Genomic DNA, 25,543 nt, shown 5'->3' on the forward strand with positions numbered 1-25,543 from the left:
TCCCCGTGGGGGGGAGGGAGTATCGCGATGACTGACACGGTTCAGCAGAAATGGTCGTTGATCGACCGCAACACACGACCCAAGGCATGGGTGGACATCGCCAAGGGCGTCGCCATGTTCATGGTGGTGATCTTCCACACGAGCCTTTACTTCGGCCACGCCGACATCACCGGGTATCCGGGGCGCCTCAAGCAGTTCCTCGAGGCGTTCCCGATGCCCGCCTTCTTCGTCATCTCGGGCATGTTCGCGCTGCGGGTCTCGCAGTGGACGTTCCCGCAGCTCTGGAAGCGCCGGCTGGTGCCACTGCTGTGGCTGTACGTCGTGTGGTCGCTCGTGCGGTTCGTGTTCTACACGGTCGTGCCCGGCACGAACGGCGACCTCGGCGCGCTTCCCGCGACCGACCTGCGGAGCCTGCTGCTCCTGTTCGTGTGGCCCAGCAACAGCTACTGGTTCCTCTACGCGATGTTCTGGTTCACGCTCGGGGTGTGGGCGCTTCGACGCGTCCCGGTGTGGCTCAAGGTCTCGGGGGCGGCGCTCATCTCGGCGGCGATCACCTCGGGGATCGTCTCGTTCGACAACCTGGGCTGGAACCGCACGGCGGCGCTCTTCCTCTTCTTCCTCGTCGGCGCCCTCTTCTACGACCGCATCACGAAGGGCATCACGAAGGCAGGCCCGTGGACGCTTGCGGGCCTCGCGGTGGTCTACCTGGCGGCATCCGCCGTCGTCGTCGCCGTCCCCGGCGTGCGGGGCCTGCCGTTCACCGTGACCGTCATGCAGGTGCTCGCGATCGCGGTGGGCTTCGTCGCCTCGAAGTACATCGCGATGGTCCGTCCGCTCGCGGCCGTGTTCGGCACGATCGGCGAGTGGAGCCTGCAGATCTACCTGCTCCACATCTTCATCATCGTGAGCATGGCCTCGCTGCTCGAGTGGCTGCTGCCGCCCATCGGCGGCGCGCTCGGCGCGGCGATCGTCACGGTCTCCGCGATCCTGACCACCTACGTCGCCATCCAGCTCTCCAAGCTGACGACCAAGGTCAAATGGCTGTACGTCCCGCCCATGCGCCTGCGGCGCTCCCGCAAGGCCGTAGGAGGAAGCTCCGCGTGATCCACCGCTCCACCTCTCTTCTGGCCGCAGCCGCTGCGATCGCACTGGCTCTCGCCGGATGCGCCTCTCCAGGCGCATCCGGTGCCCCCGCCGGCGAGCGCACGCCGTCGGCGACGGGGACGGCCACGGCCGCCGAGGTCTACCGCACCGTCGACGGCACCGACCTGAAGGCGGAGTTCTGCGAGCCGGAAGGCGTCGACTCACCTGTGCCGGCCGTCGTCCTGCTCCACGGCGGCGGCTTCAGCGAAGGCTCGCGCTCGAGCATGATGCAGCTCTGTGCGGATGCCGCAGCCCAGGGCATCGTCGGCGTCACGGTCGACTACCGGCTGCTGCCGCAGAACTCGTACCCGGCTCAGATCGATGACGCGGCGGCCGCCGTCGCGTGGCTGAAAGAGCCGGAGGTCGCCGCCGCGCACGGGATCGACCCCGCGCACATCGGCATGATCGGCAGCTCGGCCGGTGCGATCATCACGGCGACGCTCGCAACGCGCAGCGACTCCGGCCTCACGGCCGCCGCCGCGCTCTCGCCGGTCTCGGACATGACCGCCGACGGGCTGGCGCTGGGCACTCCCACGAACGAGGCGATCGCGACGATCCTCGCCTACCTCGGCTGCTCCGACATCGCGGACTGCCCGGTCGGCGCGGAGGCATCCCCTCTTCTCGCGGTGTCCGCGGGCGACACGCCGATGTTCCTCGCCGGCGGCACGCGCGAGCTCGTGCCGGCCGGTCAGGTCGAGGCGCTGCACGACGCGCTGGTCGCGGCGGGAGTGCCGACCGAGCTCGTCATGTCTCCCGGCGAGCGCCATGGCCTCGCCCTGCTCACGGACGACGTGCGCGCGAAGATGTTCGACTTCCTGAAGGAACAGCTGTGATGGGGCAGCGGCAAGGCCGAGACGCATTCCACTGACCGACTCCGAGAGGACCCCATGAGCACCGCACTGCCCTCCCTCGAGGCCGAAACACCCCGCAAGCTCCTCCTGGCCGCATCGACCGGAGGCCACATCGCCCAATTGGTGCGCCTCGCGCCCGGCCTGGGCGCCACCGACGACTCGCTGTGGATCAGCTTCGACTCGCCGCAGACGCGATCGCTGCTGGCCGGCCGCCGCACGCTCGTGGTCCCCTACATCCGCCCGCGGGACTGGAAGTCGACCGCCCAGGCCTTCCGCCTCATCCGCGAAGCCGTCGCCGACGAGCAGTTCGAGGCAGCCGTCAGCACGGGAGCCGCGCTGGCTCTCGCCGCGCTGCCGGCGGCTCGGATGCGCGGCATCCCGACCCTCTACATCGAAAGCGTGTCGCGCGTGCAGGGTCCCTCGCTCAGCGGCCGCATCCTCTACGGATTGCGCGGAACGCAGATGCGCACGCAGCACCGCTCGTGGGCGCACGGGCGCTGGGGGGTGCATCCCAGCGTTCTCGAGACCTTCGAGACGACGGGCCGCCCCGTCGACACCACGCGTCCGCTCAAGATCTTCGTCACGCTCGGCACGATCGAGGGGTACCGCTTCGACTCGCTCGTCGACGCCGTCCTCGCGACCGGTCTCGCCGGATCCGACACGACGTGGCAGCTCGGCTACACGACGCGCACCGACGAGCTTCCGGGTCGAGCGGTGGCGCAGATGGACGCCGCCGACTTCGACAAGTCGGCCCGCGAGGCGGACGTCGTCATCACGCACTCCGGCGTCGGGACGATCCTCGGCCTCCTCGAGATGGGCATCTACCCCGTCGCCGTCGTGCGTCGTTCGGCGCGCAAGGAGCACGTCGACGACCACCAAGAGCAGATCGCGGCGCTCCTGCGCGAGACCGGGATCGGATCGGCCGTCGAGGTCGAGCAGCTCACGGCGGACGTCCTGAAGGATGCCGCCACCCACGCCATCCTCACCGACAGCGACGCCGCGCCCGAACTCACGGGCCGCGGGAAGGGACGCTCGTGATGGAGATCTACGTGCCGGGCATCGGCCAGTACGACAACATCGGCGACATCATCCTCCGCCGCCAGCTCCTCAAGTGGCTCGAACCGCTCGGCCGGCTCCACGTGTTCGTCGGCAACGCGCCGGCGGGCTACGCCGAGTCGCTCGTCGGCGAAGACCACGTCGTGTACCGCAGCTTCGCGGCCTGGTATCGCGCGGCCCTCGCCGACGCCGTGCGCGGCAAGGCCGCCTACGTCTTCAAGCCCGGTGAGATCCAGATCACGTTCGCGGGCCTCAAGGAGCACCTCAGCATGCTCCCCCTGCTCGTCGCGCTGAAGCTCCGCCGCAAGCCCGTCATCCGCGTCGGTGCGGGGTCGCGCGGATTCGAGCCGATCCCGAAGCTCCTCATGCAGCCGTCGCTCGCGATGACCGACCTCGTCACGTGGCGCGACGCCCGCACGGCCGACTTCCTCGGCGGCACCGTCATGCCCGACCTCGCATTCGGCGAGGGCGAGGCCGAACCGCGCGGCAAGGACGAGCGGCCCGTGCTCGTCGTCTCGATGCGCAGCGACCGACCGCTCCCGTCCGACGAATGGTTCGGCGCGGTGCGCTCGTTCGCCCAGCAGCGCGATCTCGAGATCGTCTCCGTCGTCCAGGTCGAGCGCGACGCGGAGCGTTCGAGGCTTCTCGCCGAGCGCCTCGGCGGTCGCTACCACGCATGGTCGGGTGACGACCACGAGGGACACGAGCAGCAGCTGCGCGAGCTGTACCGCAAGACCACGCTCGCCGTCAGCGACCGCCTCCACGTGCTCATCACGGCCGTGACGGAGGGGGCGGCACCCATCGCGCCGCTCGTCGACGACAGCGACAAGATCGATCGTCACTTCTCGGCCGCGGGCATCTCGCATGTGTCGATCCGCACGCGCGGTCTCACGGAGCGGGTCATCCGCGAGGCCCTGGCCGAAGCGACCGACAACTGGCCCAAGGTCCAGGCCGCGCTGTTCGAGGCGCGCACGCAGCTGAGCGAGGTGCAGGACCGCGTCACGCTGCTGCTGCGGCCCGACCTCGCGCCGGCCGGCACCACGACGAACCTGCAGCCGACGGTGTGGCACGTCGGACGCAAGGGCGAGATCGCGGGCGGCATGACGCAGGTCGTCAACGCCTACCTCTCCTGGCCGTTCGGCAACGTGCGGCAGCGGCTCCTCGTCAGCCGCAACGGGAAGAAGGGCCTCTCCGGGATCGCGCTGTTCACCGCCGCCCTCGTCCGCACGCCCTTCCTCGGCCGCCGCGGTCGCACGGTCGTCGCCGTGCACCTCTCGCAGAAGGGATCCTTCGTGCGCGAGGGTCTGATCCTGCGATTCGCCAAGCTTCTTCGCTACCCCACGGTCGCGCACCTGCACGGGAGCAGCTTCGTGAGCTTCGCCGAAGGCTCTCCGGCGCTCGTCCGCAGAACGCTCGGGGCGGCCGATGTCGTCGTGGCGCTGAGCGAGGAGACGAGGGATGCCGTCGTGTCGCTGCTTCCCGACGCGCGGGTCACGCTGGTCCCCAACGCCGTGCCGGAGGGCCGCGAGCGCGAGAAGGAGCAGCTCGTCGTCTTCGGCGGCGGGGTGACGCGCCGCAAGGGCGTCGACGTGCTCGTCGAGGCGTGGAAGCTCGCCGACCCCGGTGCGGGATGGGAGCTGCACATCGCCGGCCCCATTCTCGAGTCCGACCTCGTGACCGACCTGCCCGACGGCGTGCGCAAGCAGGGCGCGCTCGAGCACGACGCCCTCATGACGCTGCTCGAGCGGTCGACGATCGCCGTGCTGCCCTCGCGCGACGAGGCGATGCCGATGTTCGTCCTCGAGGCCCTGGCGCGCAAGAACGCCGTCATCTCCACGCCGGTCGGCGGCATCCCGCGCGTCCTGGGAGACGGCGCGGGCGTGCTCGTCGCACCCGGCGACGCCGATGAGCTCGCCGCGGCGCTTCGCGCGCTCATGGATGACGCCGAGCAGCGCTCCACCGTGTCGGCCGCAGGCTACGACAGGTTCGCTTCGGAGTTCTCCGCGGAGGCCGTGTACCCCAAGGTGGAGGAGCTGTGGCTGAGTGTCCTGGACTGACCGAATGATCCGTTGACCGGGTGTTCACCGGCCGTATCACCCCCGTAACACGCGCTCTATAGCATGGCGCCCACCGATCCACGGAGGACTAGTGCTCCACTCTGAAGGCCTCTTCGCGACCGCCGCCCCGCGGCGGCGCAGCGGTGGCGGGCGAGCCGTGCGCAACGCCGTCGGCTACGCCGTGCTGCTGCTCGCGGTGGGTGCCAGCGCTGTCGTCGGCGTGCGCTTCCCGCTCGTGTTCTTCGCCGCGGTGGGCGCCATCGGCTTCTTCGCGCTCGCGTGGGCGATGCCCAAGACCGCGCTCGGGATCACCCTCGTCGCCGCGCTCCTCGCACCCCAGCTCGGAGCGGCCTCCGGAGGCATCGGAGGCATCGCCGACGAGGCGCTCATCTTCGGCACGTGCGCCGCGCTCGCAGCACGCCGGCTCGTGACGGAGCGCTCGCTCGTCTGGCTCCCCGGCACCGGGTGGTTCGCGCTGTTCATGTTCGCGGGCGCTCTCGGCGCGATGCTCTACGGCACTCCGCTGAGCATCTCTCTGCAGGGTGCGACGCTTCTGGCCAAGTGCTTCGTCTTCGGCCTTGCGGTCGCGCAGGCGCACTGGACCCCGAAGGATCTTCGGGCTCTCGCGAAGGCGGGCTTCATCCTGGCGCTCGTGCTCATCGGAACGGGCATGGTGAACCTCGCGATCCCCGGCCCCTGGACGGCGCTGTTCGGAGGATCCCCCGTCTCGTACACCGCAGGCATCCCTGCGATCATCGGCCCCTTCCGCCAGCCCGCCGCCTTCGGACGTATGGCGGTCATCGTCGCCGCGTCGATCCTCGTCTACCAGTTCTTCGTGCGTTCGAGCTGGTACGGCTATGCGGTCGCGTTCATCCTCGCGGGGCTGTCCCTGCTGACCTTCCGCGTGAAGTCGCTCGTCGGCCTCATCGTCGTGTCGACGGGGCTCGTCCTCCGCGCGGGGCGCCCCCTCCTGCTCCTGGTCATCGCGGGCCTCCTCCCGGCCGCGCTCGCGGTCATCGGACCAGGGCTGTTCCTCTACGTCTTCGGCGACGTCGACCTCTACTACGGCGCCGGAGTCGAATCGGCCCGCTCGCGCCTGACAGCCGGAGGGCTGCAGATCGCCGCGGCGCACTTCCCGCTCGGCGTCGGCTTCGGCCGGTACGGCAGCGCCACAGCCGCCGACTACTACAGCCCCGAGTACATCCGTCTGGGCTTCCAGTACATCTACGGCATCGGCAGTGGCGAGGGCATGGGCAGGTTCCTCAACGACACCCAGTGGCCCGCCCTGCTCGGCGAGACGGGATGGCTCGGCACGATCGCCTTCGCGATCGGCGCGATCCTCGCCGTCCGTGTCCTCTTCTTCCGCGTCGCCGACGACGAGCCGAGCATCGTGCGCTGGATCCGCCTGAGCGGCATCTGCTGGTTCGTGCTCATCATGCTCGACTCGGTGGCCGCTCCCGCCTTCAGCTCGCCCCCGTCGTACCTCTTCCTCTTCGCAGCACCAGGCATCATCGCTTCGATCCGCTCCGACCTGCGCGCGGGCTCCTTGCACTTCCCGCCGCCGGTGTCTGCCCCCGTCCGCCCCGCCGCGCGCGTCGTCGTCGCCTCGACGTCGCCCGCACAGTCCCCCGCGCCGTCGCCCCTCGAAGCTGAGGTCGCGACCGAGCAGGGCGACGGGCTCAGCACTTCAGTCGGCGCCGCCGGTGGCGGCGCAGGACGAAGGATCTCGAGATTCCACAGAGGAGATGCACCATGAACCTTGTCGCACTCGGCCGCGTCCTTCGACGCTCTTGGTGGTGGGTCGTCCTGATCCTCCTGGCCGCCCTCGTCGGCGGCTGGCTCGCGACCGCCGCGACGCCGAAGCAGTACGCCGCAGAAACGCGCGTACTCTACGCACTCGACGCGTCCGGCTCGATCCAGAGCCAGCTGCAGGCGGCCAGCCTCGCCAGCCAGCGGGCCGCCGTCGACGCCCAGCTCGTGCCGACCGCGACGATCCTCGCCCCGGTCGTGGCCGAGATCGGCGATCCCGACCTGACCGTCGAGGTCCTCACGCCGCTGACGGTCGCCACCGCACAGGCCACGGTGCTCGACGTCGTCGTGACGCTGCCCGACGCCGACGAGGCGGCAGCCGTGGCGAACGGCATCGTGAGCCAGCTCCAGACGCGCGCGGCGGCCGACCCCATCGTGCTCGACCCGGCCAACCCGCAGGCGCCGACCTACACGTACACGTTGACGACGCTCCTGCCCGCTGTCGCCCCCACGACGCCGGCGAGCCCCGTCCTCATCATCAACCTCCTGATCGCCCTCGCGATCGGCATCCTCGCGGCAGCGGTGTTCCTCGGCGTCCTCGTGAGTCGCGACAACCGCGTGTACGACCTCAAGCGTCTGCGCGAGGTCACCGACGCGCCGGTCGTCGGCACGGTGGGCTTCACCCGCGGACGCAAGGGCGTGCCGGTGCAGCGCGACATCGCGGCGCTGCGCGCGGCGCTGCTCTCGCGGGCCAGCGGGGCCGCGACCTGGCTCCTCACCTCGGCGGGCAAGGGCACCAGCGCCGCCCGCGTCGGCGGGCCCCTGGCCGCGTCGTTCGCGGCGACCGGTGAGGACACGCTTCTGCTGTCCACCGAGGCGGACGGGAAGGATGCCTCGCCCGGCCTGACCGACTACCTCGCCGGAGCCGCCGAGCCCGCCGAGATCAAGGCGGCCGCGCCGGTCGAGAACCTCGCCCTGGTCGGCGCAGGGACGCGGACGGATGCCTCGCACGACCTGTTCGCCCACACCAGCGCGCCCTCGCTCCTGGGAAGCCTGACGAACGGCACCGGCACCGTCATCATCACGGCGCCCGGCACGGCGGAGTCGGCCGACGCGACCACCCTCGCGAGGCTCGGCGGCCGTACCCTCGTCGTGGTGACCGCCGGGAAGACGACCGACGACGACCTCGCACGCACCCTCGAGGCGCTGACCGAGGCCGGCGCGGACGTCGCGGGTGTCATCTGGGCGACCCGAGCGTGACGTCGACGTCGAACCGAAGAGCACAGATGGAGGAGCAGTGAGTTCAGATTCACCCCGGACAGGTGTGAGCCGGCGGGTGTTCATCGGCGGAGGAGCCGCCGCGGCCCTGGGCGCCGCGGCGGGCGTCCTCGGCGGCGCCGTCCCGGCATCGGCAGCGGACTACACGAAGGTGCCGAAGCTTCCCTACGAGACGAGCCGGCTCAGCAATCAGGTGACCAAGGCCGGCACGCTCTACGAGAGCATCGACGTCTCGATCGCGGGTGATCCTGCGCGCATCTTCGTGCCGCACTCCGCGCCGCCGAGCAAGTACCAGTGGGTTCCGGTGATCTGGTTCTATCACGCGACCAACAGCTCGTATCAGGCGCTCAGCAGCGCGTTCTTCTACGGCGCGACGCCCGCCGTCGACGAGGGCGCCGTCTGCATCTGCCCGGATTATGCCGGCCCGACGGCGTTCGCCAACGCGGCCGCGATGAAGGCGCAGGCGAACGCCATCGCCTATGTCAACTCGCTCTGGCGCGTCTACTACAGCTTCGCCCGGTCGAATTCCGGCGGCGGCGGACTCATGTGCTGGGCGTTCGGCAACAACATGCTGCCCCGGCAGCAGGGGATGTACCTGGCGAGCTCGGTGTACGACATGTGGGCTGCGTTCCAGGAGGGTCCGACGCTCGTGGGCCCTGCCTACAACTACGACCCGAGCGCCGTGCAGGCCACGAACGCAGCGAATCTGCCGCAGTCGGCCTGGACAGGCGCCCGCATCCGCGCGTCCTTCAACCCGGCCGACACCCGTGTGCCGCCCGAGGAGCACGCGATCGCGCTCCTCACGAAGGCGGCGCCCGTGGCCACCGAGACGTCGTACATCACGCACGACGGCGGCGGGACCGAGACCGGGCATTACATCCCGGGCTGGGTGAACAATGACATGCTCAAGACGTTCAAGGCCTGGGCGGGAAGATGAGCCGAGCGGGCTCGTGCAGGGCCGGCTCGACCGGCCTCGCACGAGCCTGACGGGCGACCTCGGGTTGTCCACGAGCAGGTAACCCCGCCGTAACAGCGGGTTGGTAGGAAGAATCATCGACACGGGCAAAGAGGCTCGGCACCATTCAAGAACCTCGAGGAGCACCATGCGTCTGTCTGTGATCGGTTGCGGTTATCTCGGTGCGGTCCACGCTGCCGCCATGGCTTCGATCGGCCATGAGGTCGTCGGCATCGATGTCGACGAGCGCAAGATCTCGGCGCTGTCGAAGGGCGAGGCTCCCTTCTTCGAGCCCGGCCTGCAGGAGATCCTGACGGAGGGCATCCAGTCGGGCCGCCTCACCTTCTCGACGAAGATGGCGGATGCCGCGGGAGCGGCCGTCCACTTCATCGGCGTCGGCACCCCCCAGCAGGCCGGCGGCTACGCCGCCGACCTCACCTTCGTGAACGCCGCCGTCGACGGCCTCATCCCCTACCTGCAGCCCGGCAACATCGTCGCCGGCAAGTCGACGGTCCCCGTCGGCACGGCGGCGGAGCTCGCCGAGCGGGTCGTCAAGAGCGGCGCGACGCTCGTGTGGAACCCGGAGTTCCTGCGCGAGGGCTGGGCCGTGCAGGACACCATCGACCCCGATCGTCTCGTCGCCGGCGTCCCCGACGGCGACGAGGGCGCGCGCGCGGCCGACATCCTCCGCGAGGTGTACCACACGGCCGTCGCGAAGGACACGCCCTTCATCGTGACCGACTACGCGACCGCCGAGCTGGTCAAGGTCGCGGCCAACGCCTTCCTCGCGACCAAGATCTCCTTCATCAATGCGATGGCCGAGATCGCCGAGGTGACCGGCGCGGATGTCACGCAGCTCGCCGATGCGATCGGCCACGACGCGCGCATCGGTCGCCGCTTCCTCGGGGCCGGCATCGGCTTCGGCGGCGGATGCCTCCCGAAGGATATCCGCGCGTTCTCGGCGCGCGCCGAGGAGCTCGGCCGCGGAGAATCGGTCGGGTTCCTCCGCGAGGTCGATGCCATCAACCTCCGCCGCCGTGACCGTGCCGTGCAGCTCGTCGTCGAGGCGCTGGGCGGTGCGGTGTTCAAGAAGAACATCACGGTGCTCGGCGCGGCCTTCAAGCCGCACAGCGACGACATCCGCGACTCGCCCGCCCTCGACGTGGCGGTGCGTCTCCACGGCCTGGGTGCGTGGGTGACGGTGACCGACCCTGCGGCCATCGAGAACGCCCGGCGACTCCACCCCCAGCTCAATTACGTCGAAGACCGCGACGAGGCCCTCCGCGGGGCCGACGCCGTCATCGTCGTGACCGAGTGGGACGAGTATCGTCGCCAGCTGCCGCCCGCTGCCGCCGGCGAGCTCGTCGCCGGCAAGATCGTCGTCGACGGCCGCAACTGCCTCGATGCCGCCGCCTGGCGGGATGCGGGCTGGGCGTACTACGGCATGGGACGCCCCTGATCCGGGAGTCCTGACGTGCCGCACGCGGGTGTCGTCACGGCCGGCAGATTCGAGATCCCGTCACTCAACGGCTTGCGGGCGCTCGCGATCCTGCTCGTCGTCTGGGGCCATTCGGAGCTGCCGTATCGGTTCATCCGGGAATCGACCGGCGTCACGATCTTCTTCTTCCTCAGCGGCTACCTCATCACGACGCTGCTGCGGAGGGAGTACGACCGGTTCGACCGCGTCTCGGTGAAGGACTTCTACCTCCGCCGGCTGTTCCGGATCGTCCCGCCGCTGTACATCGTGCTCGCGGCATCCGTCGCGCTCTCGCTGGCAGGAGTCATCGCCAACGCGATGACGGGCTGGGGGATCTTCGCGTCGTTCGGCTTCTGGGCGAACTACTACATCATCTGGTTCGGTCGCGACGGGCTGCCCGGAGGGATGAACGCGCTGTGGTCGCTCGCGGTGGAGGAGCACTTCTACCTCGTCTTCCCGCTGCTCTACATCGTGCTGCGCCGCTTCATCCGGTCGCGCTGGGGACAGGGTGCCGTGCTCGTCGCGATCTGCCTCGCGATCATGGTCTGGCGGACGTGGCTGTTCACGCACGGTGCGAGCGTCGACCGCATCTACCTCGCGACCGATACGCGGGCCGACGCGATCCTCTGGGGGTCGGTGCTGGCGATCGTCGCGAATCCCGTCTACGGGGAGGTGCGCGCGCCGCGGCGGCCGTGGATGCTGACGCCTCTCCTGCTCGCGGGGGCGGGCGTGGTCTACCTGATCAGCCGCACCGACAATTCGATCGGCATGACGTTCGGCTACACCGTGCAGAGCATCGCCCTGGCCGCGGTGTTCGTCCCGCTCATCCTCGCGCCACGATCCGTCATCGGGCGGATCCTGAACCTGAAGGCCGTCGTGTGGGTGGGTGTCATCTCCTACTCCGTGTACCTCATCCACCGTCCGGCATTGATGATCGCGGAGCAGTACATCCCCGCCCCGCAGGCCGCGACGGCGATCATCGGGATCGCCGTCACGGTGCTGCTTTCCTGGGCGATGCTCGTCTTCGTCGAGCGGCCGTTCGGGCGTCTGCGCCGCCGGGCCAACCGTGCGGGCGAGACCGAGAATCAGGCGGACGACTCCGCAGAGAGCCCTCGCCGGCGGCGCGACGGAGAGGAAGACGGCGGGGCGATGCCGGCGACGTCCTGAGACGTCGTCAGGCGACGCCGAGGGCGTCGTCTTCGGGGCCCTCGGACACCTCCGCGGGCGTTCCGGTCGCCTCGGACCGCGCGGCGGCGGTCGGGTTGGCGGTGACGAGGATGGGCAGATGGTCGCTGAGACCCTGCGGCAGCGTCTTGACCTTGTCGATCGTGAAGCCGACCGACGTCGCGAAGTCGTAATGCCCCTTGAAGAAGCGGTAGCGCGTGTAGGTGCGCGAGTCGCTCAGCGTGAGCTCGTACCCATGCTCCCGCACGGTCTGACCGAGGTTCTCCTTGAACACCGGGTAGTTGTAATCGCCGACCATGAGGATGGGAAGTCCCGCTCCGAGCTCGGACAGCTCCGACAGCGCCGTCTTGATCTGGTGGCGCCGCAGCGAGTTGAGCGCGGTGAGGGGCGCCGCGTGGAACGAGGCGACGATCAGCGAGTGGTTGTGGTCGATGTCGTGCAGTCGCACGCCCAGCATCCGCTCCTCCGCCGGCTTGAGCACCCGGTCGTGGAGCGACTTCTTGAGGGACATCGACCGCACCTCGAGCGCACGGTAGGTGTTCTCGCGGTAGTAGACGGCGAGCCCCAGGCGATTGCGCTGCGTGGAGTCCGCGAGCCGCAGATCGCCGATCGCGGGCGGGATGTCGGTCGTGTCGGCCTCCTGGAGGCACAGGATGTCGGCGCCGTGCCGCTCCACGAGGCCGGCGAGTTCGCCGGCCGCACGATGCTTGCGCAGGTTGTAAGAGATGACCTTGACCATTGCGAACCCCAGCCTAGGACGGCAAGGCGTCGTCGTGGGTGACTTCATAGGAGCCGGACAGCGACCTCCGAGCGGCCGATCGGCGACGGTCGTTACGTCGAGGTAAAACCTCCGTGACCAGGGGCGCTCGACGCCGTGCACCCCGCTATGGTCGAGTCGGGGGTACTCGACGCCGCGTCCCGATGGTTCCGCGTGCCGCATCCTGCGGCCCGATGTCTTTCCTGGGGAGGGTGCGTTGAGTGAGACTTTGATCGCGCCGTCGGCTCCGCGCCGCGACGTCACGCTCGATGTCCTGCGCGTCATCGGAATCGCCGCCGTCGTCGTCGCGCATGTGTGGTGGATGACGGATTGGGCGCACGCCTACATCTTCAGCTGGAACATGCCGCTCTTCTTCTTCCTGACGGGCTACCTCTGGAAGACGAGACCATTCCCGTCGATGGTCAAGCGCCGCTCCGAGATGCTGCTCGTGCCGTACGCGTTCTGGCTCGTGGTCTGGAGCGTCATCGTCGTCGCCGTGACGCACGAGTTCACCGTCCGCTTCATCGTGGGTCAGGTGATCGGCGGCCGCTACATGGCCGGCAAGCCGTTCTGGGCCTTCTGGTTCTCCACAGCGCTCTTCGTGCTCGTGATCGCCTACTGGGTGGTCGCGAAGCTCCCGCTGTGGGCCCAGTGGATCGTGGGGATCGCGCTCGTCATCCCCGCGTACGTCGTCCCCGACGCTGTGCGGACGGTGCCGTTCGGCGCGGCCATCGGTCTGGCGTGCATGGTCTTCCTGCTCGCGGGTCGCACGGTCCGGCGCTTCGAGGGCGCTCTCTCGGTCCTCGCGCGGGTGGTGATCGGCGCCGTCGCCGTGGCAGCATCCTTCGTCCTGTTCGGGCTCGGCCTCGTGCAGCCCGTCGATCTCAAGCTGGTGCAGTTCGGCACCCCCGTGATCGGCGTCGCGCTCGCCATCGCGATCGTGACGGGCGGGATGTGGGTGCTCCGCGGCGTCGTGACGGCGCTCAGCCTCCACAGTGCGCCGACCCTGAGCCTGCTGGCGGAGTCCACCTTCATGGTGACGCTCACCCACGCGGGGATCCTGTGGGCCCTCGATCCGCTCGAGCTCGCCCCGATCGCGCAGTTCGCGATCGCGCTCGCGGTGCCGTGGTCGGCCGCGCTCGTCGTGCGGCACACGCGCGCATCGCGGCTGCTCACGGGCATGCCCCAGCGGCCGGCGCGGCCGATGCGGGAGCGCGTCGGGACGGGGACGACGACGACGGCGGCAGGAGAGGCAGGCTAGTGACCACCGAATCCATCGAGGCCGTCCCGACGGCTGTCGTCGCCGGCGGCGACACGCTGACGATCACCCTCGTCGTGACCTCGCTCAAGGGCGGCGGCGCGGAGGCAGTGGGAATCAGCTGGGCCCGAGGTCTGCGAGACCTGGGTCACGACGTCGAGGTGGTGGTCGTCTCGGACTCGACCGTCGACGAGGCCTTCCGGCAGGAGTTCGCGGTCGCCGAGATCGGGAGGATGGGCGGTCATCGAGCCAAGGTCGCGGCCCTGAAGGACCGCATCACGGCCCGCAGCGCCGACGCCGTCATCGCGATCCAGACCTACCCGAACCTCCTCGCGATCGCGGCGGCACGCGGGCTCCGCGGCGGCGATCGTCCTGCCGTCGTGGTGACGGAGCACAACCTCATCACGCTCGGACTGCCGGGATCGCCCCTGTCGCACCGGGCCAAGATCGCTCTCGCGAAGCGCTGGTACCGCCGCGCCGACGCGGTCACGGCGTGCTCGCATCCCGTCGGCGCCGAGATGGTGGCGGGCTTCGGTGTCCCGCGCGGGCGCTTCTTCATCGTGCCGAATCCGGCCATGGCCAAGGTGGTCGACCGCACGCCGGTCGCTCGCACGCCGGGCATCCAGGACGGTCTGACCATCGTCCTCGCGGGCCGGCTGGTGAAGCAGAAGAGCCCCGTCCTGGCCATCGAGGTGGCGGCCGCGCTGAATCGGCGCGGCATCCCGACCCGTGTCGAGTCGTTCGGGGGCGGTCCGCTCCTGCACGATGTCCAGCAGGCGGCGACACGGCTCGACGTCGATCTCGTCACGCACGGCTGGGTGGACGACTGGTTCGCCTACTTCCCCACCAACGCGGTGGTGCTGCTCCCCTCGTTCCGCGAGGGATTCGGCAACGTGCTCGTGGAAGCCGCGGCGCGAGGAGTGCCGAGCGTCGCGCTCTCGAACTCCCTCGGGGTCGCCGACGCCGTGATCCCGGGAGTCACGGGCGCGCTGGCGCTGTCGGCCGATCCCGAAGACATCGCGAACGCCGTCGTCGAGGCGTCGACGGTCGAATGCACGGGCGTCGAGGCGTGGCTCGAGAGGTTCAGCGAGGCGAGCAGCGCGACAGCCCTCGCCGCGGTCGCGCGCGACGCCATCCGGCGCCGCCGGGGCGTACCGGCCGCCGCGGCCTCCCGCTAGCTGATCGAGGTCGCTCCGGCGGCTCCGGGGGCGCTACTCGAGGTCGCGGCGGGCTCGCGTCTGCTCGGCCCGCGCTGCGAGGAGCTCGTCGTCGGGGTAGCCGACGGCGGTGAGCGTCAGGCCGCGCGCCGCGAGCACCTTGACCTCGGGCACGCGCTCGCGTCCATCGCGGATCGCCGCGACGTCGTCGACGTCGAGGCGCCCTTCGCCGACCGCGACGCACGCGCCGACGAGCGCGCGCACCATCGAGTGGCAGAACGCGTCGGCCTTCACGTTGGCGACGAGCACGCCGTCCTCGGCGCGGCGCCAGTCGAACTCGAGGAGCGTCCGGATCGTCGTCGCCTCCTCACGGGGCTTGCAGTACGCGGCGAAGTCGTGGAGTCCCGTCAGGCTGCGGGCTGCGGCATCCATCTCCTGGACGTCCAGATCCGCGCGGACGGTCGTCGTGCGGAGCCGCTCGAGCGGGTCGTAGCCCGCGATCCGGTCGGCGATGCGGTACTCGTACCGCCGCCACACGGCGGAGAACCGCGCATCGAACCCGTCCGGCGCGATCGCCGTGCGGTGGACCGTCACGTCGGCGTACGCGCCCAGCACGCCGCGCAGGCGGGGTGCGAGCCTGCCGGCGGGATCGGAGGCCGCATCGCCGCGCGGCGGTCGCGCCGTGAGCCGCTCCTCCTGCGCCGTATCGAGGTCGACGTGCGCCACCTGGCCGCTCGCGTGGACGCCGGCGTCGGTGCGTCCCGCGACGACGAGCCGCGGATGGCCCCCGAGCACGCGGGCGAGTGCGTCTTCGAGCGTGCCCTGCACCGAGCGGAGCCCCGGCTGACGCGCCCATCCGCGGAAGTTCGTGCCGTCGTAGGCGAGGTCGAGCCGGATGCGCACCGTCTCACCCTATTGCGCGGCCCCCCTTTCGCCCTGCCCTCCTTATCGCGAGCCGATACACCCGCGACGAGCCGATGCGGCTCGAGCCGCCCGGCGCGTATCGGCTCGTCAGAGCTGTATCGGCTGGTCCAGGGGAGAGGGGTGCGGGAGGGGCGGGGGTCAGCCCATGACCCGGCGCGTGGGGTCGAGCATCTCCCCCACGGCGGCGAGCGCCGACCGGGCGAGCCGGACGCGGTTGTCGTTTTCTCGCACGACCTCGCGGGCGAGCGAGGGATGACTGCGCACGATGTCGTCGAGCACGCCCACCGGAATGCTCACGACCTCGACCTCGGTGAGCGCGATGGCGCGCGAGATGGTCCGGGACCGCGTGAGCGCCGTGAGACCGACCGCGTCGTCGCGGCTGAGCTCGGTGATCTCCACGAAGCCCGCATCGTCGGTCGGCACGCCGAGCATGACGCGCCCCGCGAGGATGAACCGCGTCGAGTCCGGCACCGCCCCCGGGCGCAGCAGCACCTCGCCCGCTGCGAAGCGCTCCAGCCGTGCCGATGTCGCGAGCGCCTCGGCCTCACCGGGCCGCAGGCTCAGCGCGGGCGCGATCTGGCGCAGCCCGGTCAGCAGCCGGTCGGTCGAGTTCCATTCGTCGGTCTGGTCGCCGTCGAGGTGCAGGCCGGCGCGGCGCGCCGCGTACCAGAGCCGCGTCGTGAAGGCGTCGAGAACGGCGCCCTCGTCGCCGGGCGACTGCAGCGGGATCGAGACGCGATACTTCGCCCCGCCCGCGGTCGAGACGGACGGCTCGCGATCGAGCGCGACGAGCGGGATGTCCCGCGCGATGTCGACGAGCATCGTGCGCACGCGCAGCGGCGGATCGTCGGTCGAGAAGGAGAGCTCCTTCTGCGCCGCGTACGGGTCGGCGGCGCGCGAGAGGTTGACGAACGAGCCTTCCGCGAGCTCGGCGGTCGGCATGACGACGATGCCGTTCCCGGTGTCGAGATGCACCGCGCGCCAGTTGACCTCGATGATCTGCCCGCGGGTGCCGCCCGTCTGGATCCAGTCGCCGATCTGGAAGGGCGCCTCGAAGATGAGGAACAGGCCCGACACGATCGAGCCGACCGCGTTCTGCAGCGCGAGGCCCACGACGATCGAGGTGATGCCCAGCGCGGCGAAGACGCCGGCGACGTCGGCATCCCAGACCCAGTAGAAGACGAGCGCGATGCCGACGATGATGAGCACGAACCGGATGAGGTCGCTGAAGATCGTCGGGAACCGATCGCGCCACGAGCCCTTCTCGGCCCGGTGGAACACGAGGTGGTTGATCGCGTTGATCGTGACGACGATCACGAGCAGGCCGAAGATGGTCCAGATCACGCGCGGCCACGTGCCCGACCCCTCCCAGGCGCCCGGCTGGCTGATCAGCACGAGCACGCCCGCGACGGGGACCAGGTAGTTGCGCACCATCACGACGATGGGCGCGGCACGGCTGCCGCGGCGCTGCAGCGCGTTGGCGAACTCCGTGAGGCCGATCAGCATGAGCGGCAGGCCGATCGAGACGATGACCGCCGGCCAGAACCACGGCTGGGAGGTGATGTCGCTCACCGCCGCGCTCCCGTCCGGGACGTGATCATGGGATGCCTCACCCCTCGACGACCGGCACCGCGGTCTCGACGCGCCACACGCGCTGCGATCCCGACTTGGTGTCGACCTCACCCGCCGGCTGCAGCGTGATGGTGTCGGGCAGGCGGTCGGCGACGCGCTGCGTGATGTAGATGCCGGCCTCGTCGTAGTCGCCCTGCACGCGGTAGGCGAGGTTCACGGCATCCCCCCACATGTCGTAGACGATGCGCGCGCGACCGATGAGCCCGCTCGTGACCTGCCCCGAGTCGAGGCCCGCGCGCAGGCCGAGCTCGACGCCCTGCTGGGCGGAGTAGCGCTCGAGGATCGTGTTGAGCTCGATCGCGAACTCGACGGCTCGCCGCGCGTTGTCGACGCGGGGCGTGCCCAGGCCGACGCTCGCGACGTACGACTGCCGCGTCGTGCGCACGCGCTCGACGCCGAAGCGCTCCGCCGCCTCGTCGAAGACGCGGATGAGGTCGTTGAGCCGCGTGACGGCCTCTTCCGAAGACATCGCCAGCGCGATCTCCTCGAACCCCACGATGTCGGCGAAGATCACGGTCACGTCGTCGTTGTCCTGCGTGATCGCCTCGTCGCCGTGCTTGTACCGGTCGGCCATCCCTTCGGGCATGAACGACAGGATGAGCGCCTCGTTGGCCTTCTCCTGCTGCTCGATGAGGTGCGACTTGGCCTGCAGGCTGCGGCTCATGTCGTTGAACGCCGACGCGACGTCGGCGAGCTCGTCGCTGGATCCCGCGTCGACCTGCACGCCCTCGTCGCCCGCCGCGATGCGCTGGGCCGCGAGCTTGAGCCGGCGCAGCGGCCGCACGAAGATCTGGGCGAGGACGAGGGAGAGCAGGCAGACGAAGATGATCATGGCGGCGGTGGACAGGATGAGGTTCCGCGTGAAGTCCTCGACGGGCGCCATCGCCTCCTCGACCGACTCCTGCGCGACGACCACCCACCCGAGCGAGTCGATGTCGACGGGCCCGTACGCCACGATGCTGTCGCGGCCGAGGTAGTCGCGCTCGACGAGGGCGCCGTCCTCCCCCGACTGCGCCCGGCTCACGGCATCCCCCACGATCTCCTGCTGCAGGAGCGTGTCGCCGTTGCGCACGCTCAACGCCGCCGCTGCGGGAGACAGGCCCGCTGCGACGGCGGCTGCCTGGTAGTCCTGCGGCGACGAGGTGAGCTCGCGCGAGATCGAGCGCATGAGGCCGTCGCGGCCGACGAGGTAGGTCTCGCCGGTCTCGCCGAGACCGTTGTCCTGCCATTGACCGCCCACGGTCATGACCTCGTTGATCCGATCGATCGGCAGCTCGATCGCGAGCGCGCCGACGATCTGATCGTCGACCTCGATCGGCGTGACGGCCCAGCCGGCCGGTGCGCCGACGCTCGGGCTGTAGGAGGCGAAGTCCGACAGCACGACGTCGCCGACGATGTTGCGACTCATGACCTCGCGGTACGCATCGGCGAGGTTCGAGAGCCGGTACGGACCGTCGAGCAGGTTCGTCCCGAGGTCGACGCCCTTGAAGGCCGTGTAGACGACGTTGCCCTCCGTGTCGATCATGAGCACGTCTTCGAACTGCTGCAGCTCGGTCATGGCGCGGTAGTACTCGTGGTACTTCGCGTGCGCGGCCGACCACGCGCTGCCGTCGCCCGCGTCGTCGACCTGGATCGCGTCCTCCCAGCTGTCGTAGGGGATGACGTAGTGGTACTGCAGGTACTCGGCCGCCGGATCCTTCGGGGTGAAGGCTCCGCCGTCGACGCTCTGGCCCGTCGCGTCGGTGAGCACGGGTGCGAAGGTGTCGTCGTAGTAGTCGCCGACGTCCTCGGCCTGATCCGCCGGAAGCTGCGTCGCCTCGAGCTGCTGGAACCCGTCGGCGAACGCGACGGCGGCCTGCTTGCTGGTCTCGTTCATGGCCGACAGGCGCACGGCGTTCTCGATCGTGCCGAACAGCTGCGTCACCTCGCGGGCGCGGTTCTCCCGGATCTCGATCAGCTTCTCCGTCGCGATCGCGCGGAGCGCCTGCGTGCCGTTGAGGTAGCCGATGACGCCGACGACGATGCTCGAGAGCACGCTCACCGACAGCAGCATGATGAGCAGGATCGAGTAGATCGACAGGCCGGCACGCCGACGGGGCCGCGGTGTGCCGACCCATTCGGAAGACACCGCGGCCGGCGTGACGTCGTCGGACTCCACAGTCCTCCCGCCGGGTGCGCGTGACGCAGACCCGCTGCAACCCCATGCCCTCGTCCCCCGAGGGCGTGCGCTCAGGATAGCGGCCGACCGGGTCGCGGGCATAGGGGCGAGAGTGACCCGTGGTGCAGCTGTGATCCAGCCGCTCACCGGGCGCCTTCGTCGGCTGCGGCGGCGACCGTTTAGACTGGCAGACGCCTTCGCCTCCTCGTCGACTCCTCTGTGAAAATGATCGCTGCCCATGTGACCTCCCGCTTCGCGGGTCTCGATGGGCTCCGGGCGATCGCGGTGGTCCTCGTGGTGGCCTATCACCTCTTCCCTGGGTCGTGGATCCGCGGCGGCTTCATCGGCGTCGACGTCTTCTTCGTCATCAGCGGCTTCCTCATCACGGCCCTGCTGCTTCGGGAGCAGGATGCCTTCGCCCGCGTCGACCTCGCCGCCTTCTGGCGCCGTCGGGCGAGGCGGCTGCTGCCCGCGCTCGGACTGGTCGTGACGGTGTGCGCGACGACGGCGTGGGTGGTGGGCGGCGACCTGCTCGTGCGCCTGGGCGAACAGGTGCGCGGAGCGGCGACCTTCTCCTACAACTGGACGTCGATCGCGGGCGGCACGGGCTACTTCGCGGATGCGACGCCGGAACTGTTCCGCAACGTCTGGTCCCTGGCCGTCGAGGAGCAGTTCTACGTCCTGTGGCCTCTCGTCTTCCCGCTCTTCCTGCTCCTGCCGCGCAGTCGCTGGCGCGCGGGCGCCGCGGTCGGGCTCGGCGCACTCTCTGCGGGCTGGATGACCGTCCTCGTCGCGACGGGCACCGACGTGACGCGCGCCTACTTCGGCACCGATACGCACGCCTTCGGCATCCTCCTGGGCGTCGCGCTCGCCTTCCTCCTGCAGCGGCCCCTGGCCGCGCCGCCGGAATGGATGCTGCGCCCCCGCGTGCGCGCGGCGACGGGCGCCGCGGGCGCCGGCGCGGTTGGGGGCATCGTGCTTCTCACGACGGTGCCCGCAGGCCAGTCGGCGGCGACGTTCCCCGGCGTGCTGCTGGCGGCGAGCATCCTGACCGCGGTGGCCATCGTCGGCTCGGTGTGGCCCCGATCGGCGCTCGGCCCCGCGCTGGACCGGCAGCCGCTCACGTGGATCGGCGCACGCTCGTACGGCATCTACCTCTGGCATTGGCCGCTGCTCGTGCTCGTGGTCGCCGCGACGGGATCCACGGTCGCCGCCACGCCCTGGCCGCTCGGGCTCGGCGTGCTCGGCCTCACCCTCGCCGTCTCCGAGATCTCCTACCGCGTGCTCGAGATGCCGATCCGCCGTCGCGGCTTCCGCGCGACGGCACGGGGCCTCGGGCGGCGCCTCACGGGCACGCCGGTCGCGCGTCTCCGCGCGATCGTCGCGGTCGCCGTCGCGGCCGCGATGCTCGGCGGCACGTCGGCGGCGATCGCTGCCGCCCCGGAGACGACGTCGGGCGAGACGGCCGTGCAGGCCGGCATCGACGCCCTGCACGACGCGAAGCCGGCACCGACGCCCGTCGTGGCCCTCTCCGCTGCGTCGCCCGCGCCGTCGCCCACCCCGGTGACGGGGAGCGAGGTCTCCGCGATCGGCGATTCGGTCATGCTGGCCTCCGCCCCCGCATTGCTTGAGCGCTACCCCGGAATCCAGATCGACGCCGCCGTCTCGCGGTCGACGTGGGCGGGCCCCGGCATCCTGCAGGCCCTCGCCGACTCAGGACAGCTGCGTGCGTACGTCGTGATCGGACTCGGCACGAACGGGCCCGTCGACGAGGGCTCGCTCGAGCGCATGGCGCAGATCGCCGGCCCGGACCGTCACATCGTGCTCGTCAACGCCTTCGCTCCCCGCGACTGGATCGCCGGCGTCAACGCCGACCTCACCGCGTTCGCCGCCGCGCACCCGGGCACGGCCGTCGCCGACTGGTCGGGCGCGATCGCCGGTCGCACCGGCCTCCTGGCCGGCGACCACATCCACCCCGGCGAGCCGGGCGGGCGCGTGTACGCCGATGCCGTCGCCCAAGCCGTCGCCGACCTCGAGGCCGACCGCGCGATGCGCGCCTTCCGCGCCGACCGCTGGGCTCAGGTGCTCCTGCGCCTGACCCTCCCCGCCGAGCGCTGACCCACCCGCTGTCCGACCCTCCCCGCCGAGCGCTGACCGCGGCCGTCGTCCGCTGACCCGCGGTCGTCGCCCGCCGACCCTCCCCGTCGCCCGCTGACCCGCGGCCGTCGCCCGCTGACCCGCCCCCGCCGAGGTGTGCCCGCGACATCCGTCTTCGCGTTGCTGCCTTCCGGATGCGTCCATAGCCCGTGCTCTCACCGAGAGCCCACGTTGCGAACGGCGCATATCGTGGGCGCTCGGCGACAGCACGGGCTATGGACACGGGGATGCCGCACACCGTGACCGCCGGAAAAAGGCGAGACCCGCAGGCCCTGACGGGTCCGCGGGTCTCGCGGTGCAAGGGTGCCGGGTCTTGCTCCCGGCGATCCGAGTGGTTCGGGCTACTCGGACTTCTCTTCGACGACAGCGTCCTCGGCGGCGGCCTCGGCGTCAGCGCCCTCGTCCTGCGACTCGGCGCCCTTGTCCGAAGCGGCGACCTCGTCGGCGGCATCCGTCGTCTCGTCTGCCTCGGCGACGGCCTCGGTGGCCTCGTCCTCGGCGGCGTCGTCAGCCGCAGCGGCGGCCGGCACGACGGCCGGAGCCGACTTCTTGGCCGACTTCGACTTCGGCGTCACGGGCTCGAGCACGAGCTCGATGACGGCCATGGGGGCGTTGTCGCCCTTGCGGTTGCCGACCTTGGTGATGCGCGTGTAGCCGCCCTCACGGTCGGCGACGAGCGGTGCGATCTCGGTGAAGAGCGTGTGCACGACTTCCTTGTCACCGATGACCGACAGCACCCGGCGACGGGCGTGCAGGTCGCCGCGCTTGGCGAACGTGATGAGGCGCTCCGCGAGCGGACGAACGCGCTTGGCCTTCGTCTCGGTCGTCTGGATCGACTTGTGCGTGAAGAGGGCCGCGGCGAGGTTCGCAAGCAGCAGGCGCTCGTGGGCGGGGCCGCCTCCGAGGCGGGGACCCTTCGTGGGCTTGGGCATATCAGTTACTCCAGTGTGGGAAGTCGGTCTGGCGGATGCTTCGACCCGGCGTCACCGCGGGGCCGGGGCATCCGATCAGATGGTCTCGTCGTCGTAGCCGCCGTAGAAGTGCGCGCCGTCGAACCCGGGGACCGAGTCCTTGAGCGACAGGCCGAGCGAGACGAGCTTGTCGCGCACCTCGTCGACCGACTTCTGACCGAAGTTGCGGATGTTCATGAGCTGCGTCTCCGACAGGGCGACGAGCTCCGAGACCGTGTTGATGCCCTCGCGCTTGAGGCAGTTGTAGGAGCGGACCGACAGGTCGAGGTCCTCGATGGGCATCGACAGCTCGTTCGAGAGGACGGTCTCGACCGGCGCGGGGCCGATCTCGATGCCCTCGGCCTCGACGTTGAGCTCGCGGGCCAGGCCGAAGAGCTCCGTCAGCGTGCGACCGGCCGACGCGACGGCGTCGCGGGGCGCGATCGAGGGCTTCGACTCGACGTCCAGCACGAGCTTGTCGAAGTCGGTGCGCTCACCGGCACGCGTCGCGTCGACGCGGTACGAGACCTTGAGCACCGGCGAGTAGATCGAGTCGACCGGGATCTGGCCGGCCTCGGCGTACTCGTTGCGGTTCTGCGTCGCCGAGACGTAGCCGCGACCGCGCTCGATCGTGAGCTCGAGCTCGAACTTGGCGGTGTCGTTGAGGGTCGCGATGACCAGCTCGGGGTTGTGCACCTCGACGCCCGCGGGGGCGGAGATGTCGGCGGCCGTGACCTCACCGGCACCCGTCTTGCGGAGGTAGGCCGTGATGGGCTCGTCGCGCTCGCTCGAGACGACGAGCTGCTTGATGTTGAGGATGATCTCGGTGACATCCTCCTTCACGCCCGGGATGGTGCTGAACTCGTGGAGGACGCCGTCGATGCGGATGCTCGTGACGGCCGCGCCGGGGATCGACGAGAGGAGGCTGCGACGCAGCGCGTTGCCGATCGTGTAGCCGAAGCCGGGCTCCAGCGGCTCGATGACGAAACGGCTGCGGAACTCCCCGATCTTCTCCTCGGTCAGAGTGGGACGCTGTGCGATGAGCACTATGTGTTCCTTTCGATCACGTGCCCGCTATATGACACGTGCGGTGGGTGAGGTGTTGAGTTTTACTCGGGGATGCCTCGGCAGAGGCATCCTGAAGCGTGCGGTAGCCGGGGCGCCCTCGAGAGGGCACCCCGGCTCCGGGAATGTCAGACGCGGCGGCGCTTGGGGGGACGGCAGCCGTTGTGGGCCTGGGGCGTCACGTCCTGGATCGAGCCGACCTCGAGGCCGGCGGCCTGCAGCGAACGGATCGCCGTCTCGCGACCCGAGCCCGGGCCCTTGACGAAGACGTCGACCTTCTTGACGCCGTGCTCCTGCGCCTGGCGGGCAGCGGACTCCGCGGCCATGCCGGCGGCGTACGGCGTCGACTTGCGCGAGCCCTTGAAGCCCACGCCACCCGAAGACGCCCAGCTGATGACGGCGCCCGAAGGGTCGGTGATCGAGACGATCGTGTTGTTGAACGTCGACTTGATGTGGGCCTGGCCCAGCGCGATGTTCTTCTTCTCCTTGCGGCGCGGCTTGCGCGCAGCGGTCTTGGCCTGTGCCATTGCTTTGCTCTCCTAAACCCTGGGGGCCGCGCCTTAGCGCGCCTTCTTCTTGCCGGCGACGGTGCGCTTCGGGCCCTTGCGGGTGCGCGCGTTCGTCTTCGTGCGCTGACCGCGCACCGGAAGGCCGCGGCGGTGGCGCAGGCCCTCGTAGGAGCCGATCTCGACCTTGCGGCGGATGTCGGCGGCGACCTCGCGGCGGAGATCGCCCTCGACCTTGTAGTTGCCTTCGATGTAGTCGCGGAGCGCGACGAGCTGGTCGTCGGTGAGGTCCTTGACGCGGATGTTCTCGTCGATCTCCGTCGCGGTGAGGATCTCGTTCGAGCGGGTACGGCCCACGCCGTAGATGTACGTGAGGGCGATCACCACGCGCTTGTCGCGCGGGATGTCAACGCCGGCAAGACGTGCCATGCGGTTCTCCTGAGAGTAGGTGGAGGTGTGGAGCAGGATCGGTGCCCGGGCCTCCGCCCCGAGGTGTCCCCTTCAACGATTCCTGAGCCCGTCGAAGGATCTGATCCTGCCTTCATGTGTGTTGAGTTGTGAGTTCGCGGACCGCGCCGGGGCGCGGCATCCGATCAGCCCTGGCGCTGCTTGTGACGCGGGTTGCTCTTGCAGATGACCATGACGCGACCGTGGCGACGGATGACCTTGCAGTGGTCGCAGATGGGCTTGACGGAGGGGTTGACCTTCATGATTTCTTCTCTTCGCTGTCTTCACCGGGCAGGCGTGAGCGCCTGGGGTGTTACTTCTCGACCGGTCTAGCGGTAGCGGTAGACGATGCGGCCGCGGGTGAGGTCGTAGGGGCTGAGCTCCACGACCACGCGGTCTTCGGGGATGATGCGGATGTAGTTCTGCCGCATCTTGCCTGAGATCGTGGCGAGGACCTTGTGCCCGTTGCTCAGCTCCACGCGGAACATCGCGTTGGGCAGCGCCTCGGTGATCACGCCTTCGATCTCGATGACGCCGTCTTTCTTCGCCATACGCTCGCTATCGCTGTATTGCAGACCGGTCGATCTGCGGTGGATGGGGTTTCGGTGCCTGGACACGCCGACAAAGGCGCAACGCACCAAAGAGCAAGCATACGTGATATCGGATGGCTCGGCAACCCGGTTCGCGCCCCGCTCGCCAGCTTCGCCGAAACCACCTTCTCATGGCCGAAACCACCCTCCCCAGTCGATGGTTTCGCGCACGAGAGGGTGGTTTCGGCATC

At 69.9% G+C, this 25,543-nt stretch carries 22 protein-coding genes; 12 read left to right on the forward strand and 10 right to left on the reverse strand.

Going from position 1 to position 25,543, the window contains the following annotated elements; translation table 11 throughout:
• Window positions 1-27 precede the first annotated feature (27 nt).
• The 9 genes from ACH3VR_RS17195 (at window position 28) to ACH3VR_RS17235 (ending at window position 11,733) form a co-directional block, all read left to right on the forward strand.
• Window positions 28-1,104 (forward strand): acyltransferase family protein, encoded by a 1,077-nt coding sequence (locus ACH3VR_RS17195; protein WP_397557551.1) that lies wholly within the window; start codon window positions 28-30, stop codon window positions 1,102-1,104.
• Complete coding sequence (locus ACH3VR_RS17200; RefSeq protein WP_397557552.1) at window positions 1,101-1,976, forward strand: alpha/beta hydrolase; 876 nt, start codon at window positions 1,101-1,103, stop codon at window positions 1,974-1,976. The genes ACH3VR_RS17195 and ACH3VR_RS17200 overlap by 4 nt, the downstream gene beginning before the upstream one ends.
• A gap of 54 nt (window positions 1,977-2,030) precedes the next feature.
• The gene (locus ACH3VR_RS17205) at window positions 2,031-3,032 is read left to right on the forward strand and encodes a glycosyltransferase (protein ID WP_397557553.1); all 1,002 of its coding nucleotides are present in this window, start codon (window positions 2,031-2,033) and stop codon (window positions 3,030-3,032) included.
• On the forward strand, window positions 3,032-5,107 hold the full coding sequence (locus tag ACH3VR_RS17210; protein ID WP_397557617.1) for a glycosyltransferase: 2,076 nt from the start codon (window positions 3,032-3,034) through the stop codon (window positions 5,105-5,107). Before ACH3VR_RS17205 ends, ACH3VR_RS17210 begins: the two co-directional genes overlap by 1 nt.
• 91 nt (window positions 5,108-5,198) lie before the next feature.
• Window positions 5,199-6,863 (forward strand): hypothetical protein, encoded by a 1,665-nt coding sequence (locus ACH3VR_RS17215; RefSeq protein WP_397557554.1) that lies wholly within the window; start codon window positions 5,199-5,201, stop codon window positions 6,861-6,863.
• Complete coding sequence (locus ACH3VR_RS17220) at window positions 6,860-8,116, forward strand: Wzz/FepE/Etk N-terminal domain-containing protein (RefSeq protein ID WP_397557555.1); 1,257 nt, start codon at window positions 6,860-6,862, stop codon at window positions 8,114-8,116. Before ACH3VR_RS17215 ends, ACH3VR_RS17220 begins: the two co-directional genes overlap by 4 nt.
• A gap of 37 nt (window positions 8,117-8,153) precedes the next feature.
• On the forward strand, window positions 8,154-9,071 hold the full coding sequence (locus ACH3VR_RS17225; protein WP_397557556.1) for a hypothetical protein: 918 nt from the start codon (window positions 8,154-8,156) through the stop codon (window positions 9,069-9,071).
• Between the two features lie 166 nt (window positions 9,072-9,237).
• Window positions 9,238-10,548: a UDP-glucose dehydrogenase family protein gene (locus ACH3VR_RS17230; protein WP_397557557.1), complete on the forward strand. Its 1,311-nt coding sequence runs from the start codon at window positions 9,238-9,240 to the stop codon at window positions 10,546-10,548.
• Between the two features lie 15 nt (window positions 10,549-10,563).
• Complete coding sequence (locus tag ACH3VR_RS17235) at window positions 10,564-11,733, forward strand: acyltransferase family protein (protein ID WP_397557558.1); 1,170 nt, start codon at window positions 10,564-10,566, stop codon at window positions 11,731-11,733.
• Between the two features lie 7 nt (window positions 11,734-11,740).
• Here the strand turns inward: ACH3VR_RS17235 and ACH3VR_RS17240 are convergent, their stop codons facing one another.
• Window positions 11,741-12,490 (reverse strand): endonuclease/exonuclease/phosphatase family protein, encoded by a 750-nt coding sequence (locus ACH3VR_RS17240; protein ID WP_397557559.1) that lies wholly within the window; start codon window positions 12,488-12,490, stop codon window positions 11,741-11,743.
• 235 nt (window positions 12,491-12,725) lie between these two features.
• Here ACH3VR_RS17240 and ACH3VR_RS17245 point away from each other — a divergent pair, with 235 nt between their 5' ends.
• Window positions 12,726-13,769, forward strand: coding sequence for an acyltransferase family protein (locus ACH3VR_RS17245; protein WP_397557560.1), 1,044 nt, complete (start codon window positions 12,726-12,728; stop codon window positions 13,767-13,769).
• The gene (locus tag ACH3VR_RS17250; protein WP_397557561.1) at window positions 13,769-14,944 is read left to right on the forward strand and encodes a glycosyltransferase; all 1,176 of its coding nucleotides are present in this window, start codon (window positions 13,769-13,771) and stop codon (window positions 14,942-14,944) included. Before ACH3VR_RS17245 ends, ACH3VR_RS17250 begins: the two co-directional genes overlap by 1 nt.
• A gap of 33 nt (window positions 14,945-14,977) precedes the next feature.
• On the opposite strand, the gene truA is transcribed toward ACH3VR_RS17250, so the two are convergent.
• The 3 genes from truA to ACH3VR_RS17265 form a co-directional block, all read right to left on the reverse strand.
• Window positions 14,978-15,826 carry a tRNA pseudouridine(38-40) synthase TruA gene (gene truA, locus ACH3VR_RS17255; protein ID WP_397557562.1) on the reverse strand — a complete coding sequence of 283 codons (849 nt, stop codon included), beginning with the start codon at window positions 15,824-15,826 and terminating at the stop codon, window positions 14,978-14,980.
• Window positions 15,827-15,985: 159 nt separating this feature from the next.
• Window positions 15,986-17,419 (reverse strand): mechanosensitive ion channel domain-containing protein, encoded by a 1,434-nt coding sequence (locus ACH3VR_RS17260; RefSeq protein WP_397557563.1) that lies wholly within the window; start codon window positions 17,417-17,419, stop codon window positions 15,986-15,988.
• 37 nt (window positions 17,420-17,456) lie between these two features.
• Complete coding sequence (locus tag ACH3VR_RS17265; RefSeq protein ID WP_397557564.1) at window positions 17,457-19,637, reverse strand: adenylate/guanylate cyclase domain-containing protein; 2,181 nt, start codon at window positions 19,635-19,637, stop codon at window positions 17,457-17,459.
• Window positions 19,638-19,862: 225 nt separating this feature from the next.
• Between ACH3VR_RS17265 and ACH3VR_RS17270 the strand changes: the two genes are divergently transcribed.
• Complete coding sequence (locus ACH3VR_RS17270) at window positions 19,863-21,755, forward strand: acyltransferase family protein (RefSeq protein ID WP_397557565.1); 1,893 nt, start codon at window positions 19,863-19,865, stop codon at window positions 21,753-21,755.
• Between the two features lie 380 nt (window positions 21,756-22,135).
• Here the strand turns inward: ACH3VR_RS17270 and rplQ are convergent, their stop codons facing one another.
• The 6 genes from rplQ to infA all read right to left on the reverse strand — a co-directional run bounded on the left by rplQ (window position 22,136) and on the right by infA (window position 25,313).
• Window positions 22,136-22,726: a 50S ribosomal protein L17 gene (gene rplQ, locus ACH3VR_RS17275; protein WP_397557566.1), complete on the reverse strand. Its 591-nt coding sequence runs from the start codon at window positions 22,724-22,726 to the stop codon at window positions 22,136-22,138.
• A 75-nt stretch (window positions 22,727-22,801) separates the two neighbouring features.
• Window positions 22,802-23,791 carry a DNA-directed RNA polymerase subunit alpha gene (locus tag ACH3VR_RS17280; RefSeq protein WP_397557567.1) on the reverse strand — a complete coding sequence of 330 codons (990 nt, stop codon included), beginning with the start codon at window positions 23,789-23,791 and terminating at the stop codon, window positions 22,802-22,804.
• 146 nt (window positions 23,792-23,937) lie between these two features.
• A complete protein-coding gene (gene rpsK, locus ACH3VR_RS17285) occupies window positions 23,938-24,336 on the reverse strand; it encodes a 30S ribosomal protein S11 (protein ID WP_056117708.1) in 399 nt (132 codons plus the stop codon).
• 33 nt (window positions 24,337-24,369) lie between these two features.
• Window positions 24,370-24,744 carry a 30S ribosomal protein S13 gene (gene rpsM / locus ACH3VR_RS17290; protein WP_345544200.1) on the reverse strand — a complete coding sequence of 125 codons (375 nt, stop codon included), beginning with the start codon at window positions 24,742-24,744 and terminating at the stop codon, window positions 24,370-24,372.
• Between the two features lie 164 nt (window positions 24,745-24,908).
• Window positions 24,909-25,025, reverse strand: coding sequence for a 50S ribosomal protein L36 (gene rpmJ, locus ACH3VR_RS17295; RefSeq protein WP_005050492.1), 117 nt, complete (start codon window positions 25,023-25,025; stop codon window positions 24,909-24,911).
• 66 nt (window positions 25,026-25,091) lie between these two features.
• A complete protein-coding gene (infA, locus tag ACH3VR_RS17300) occupies window positions 25,092-25,313 on the reverse strand; it encodes a translation initiation factor IF-1 (protein ID WP_133540897.1) in 222 nt (73 codons plus the stop codon).
• Window positions 25,314-25,543 lie beyond the last annotated feature (230 nt).

The organism is Microbacterium alkaliflavum (genome assembly GCF_044325405.1).
Classification (GTDB): domain Bacteria; phylum Actinomycetota; class Actinomycetes; order Actinomycetales; family Microbacteriaceae; genus Microbacterium; species Microbacterium alkaliflavum.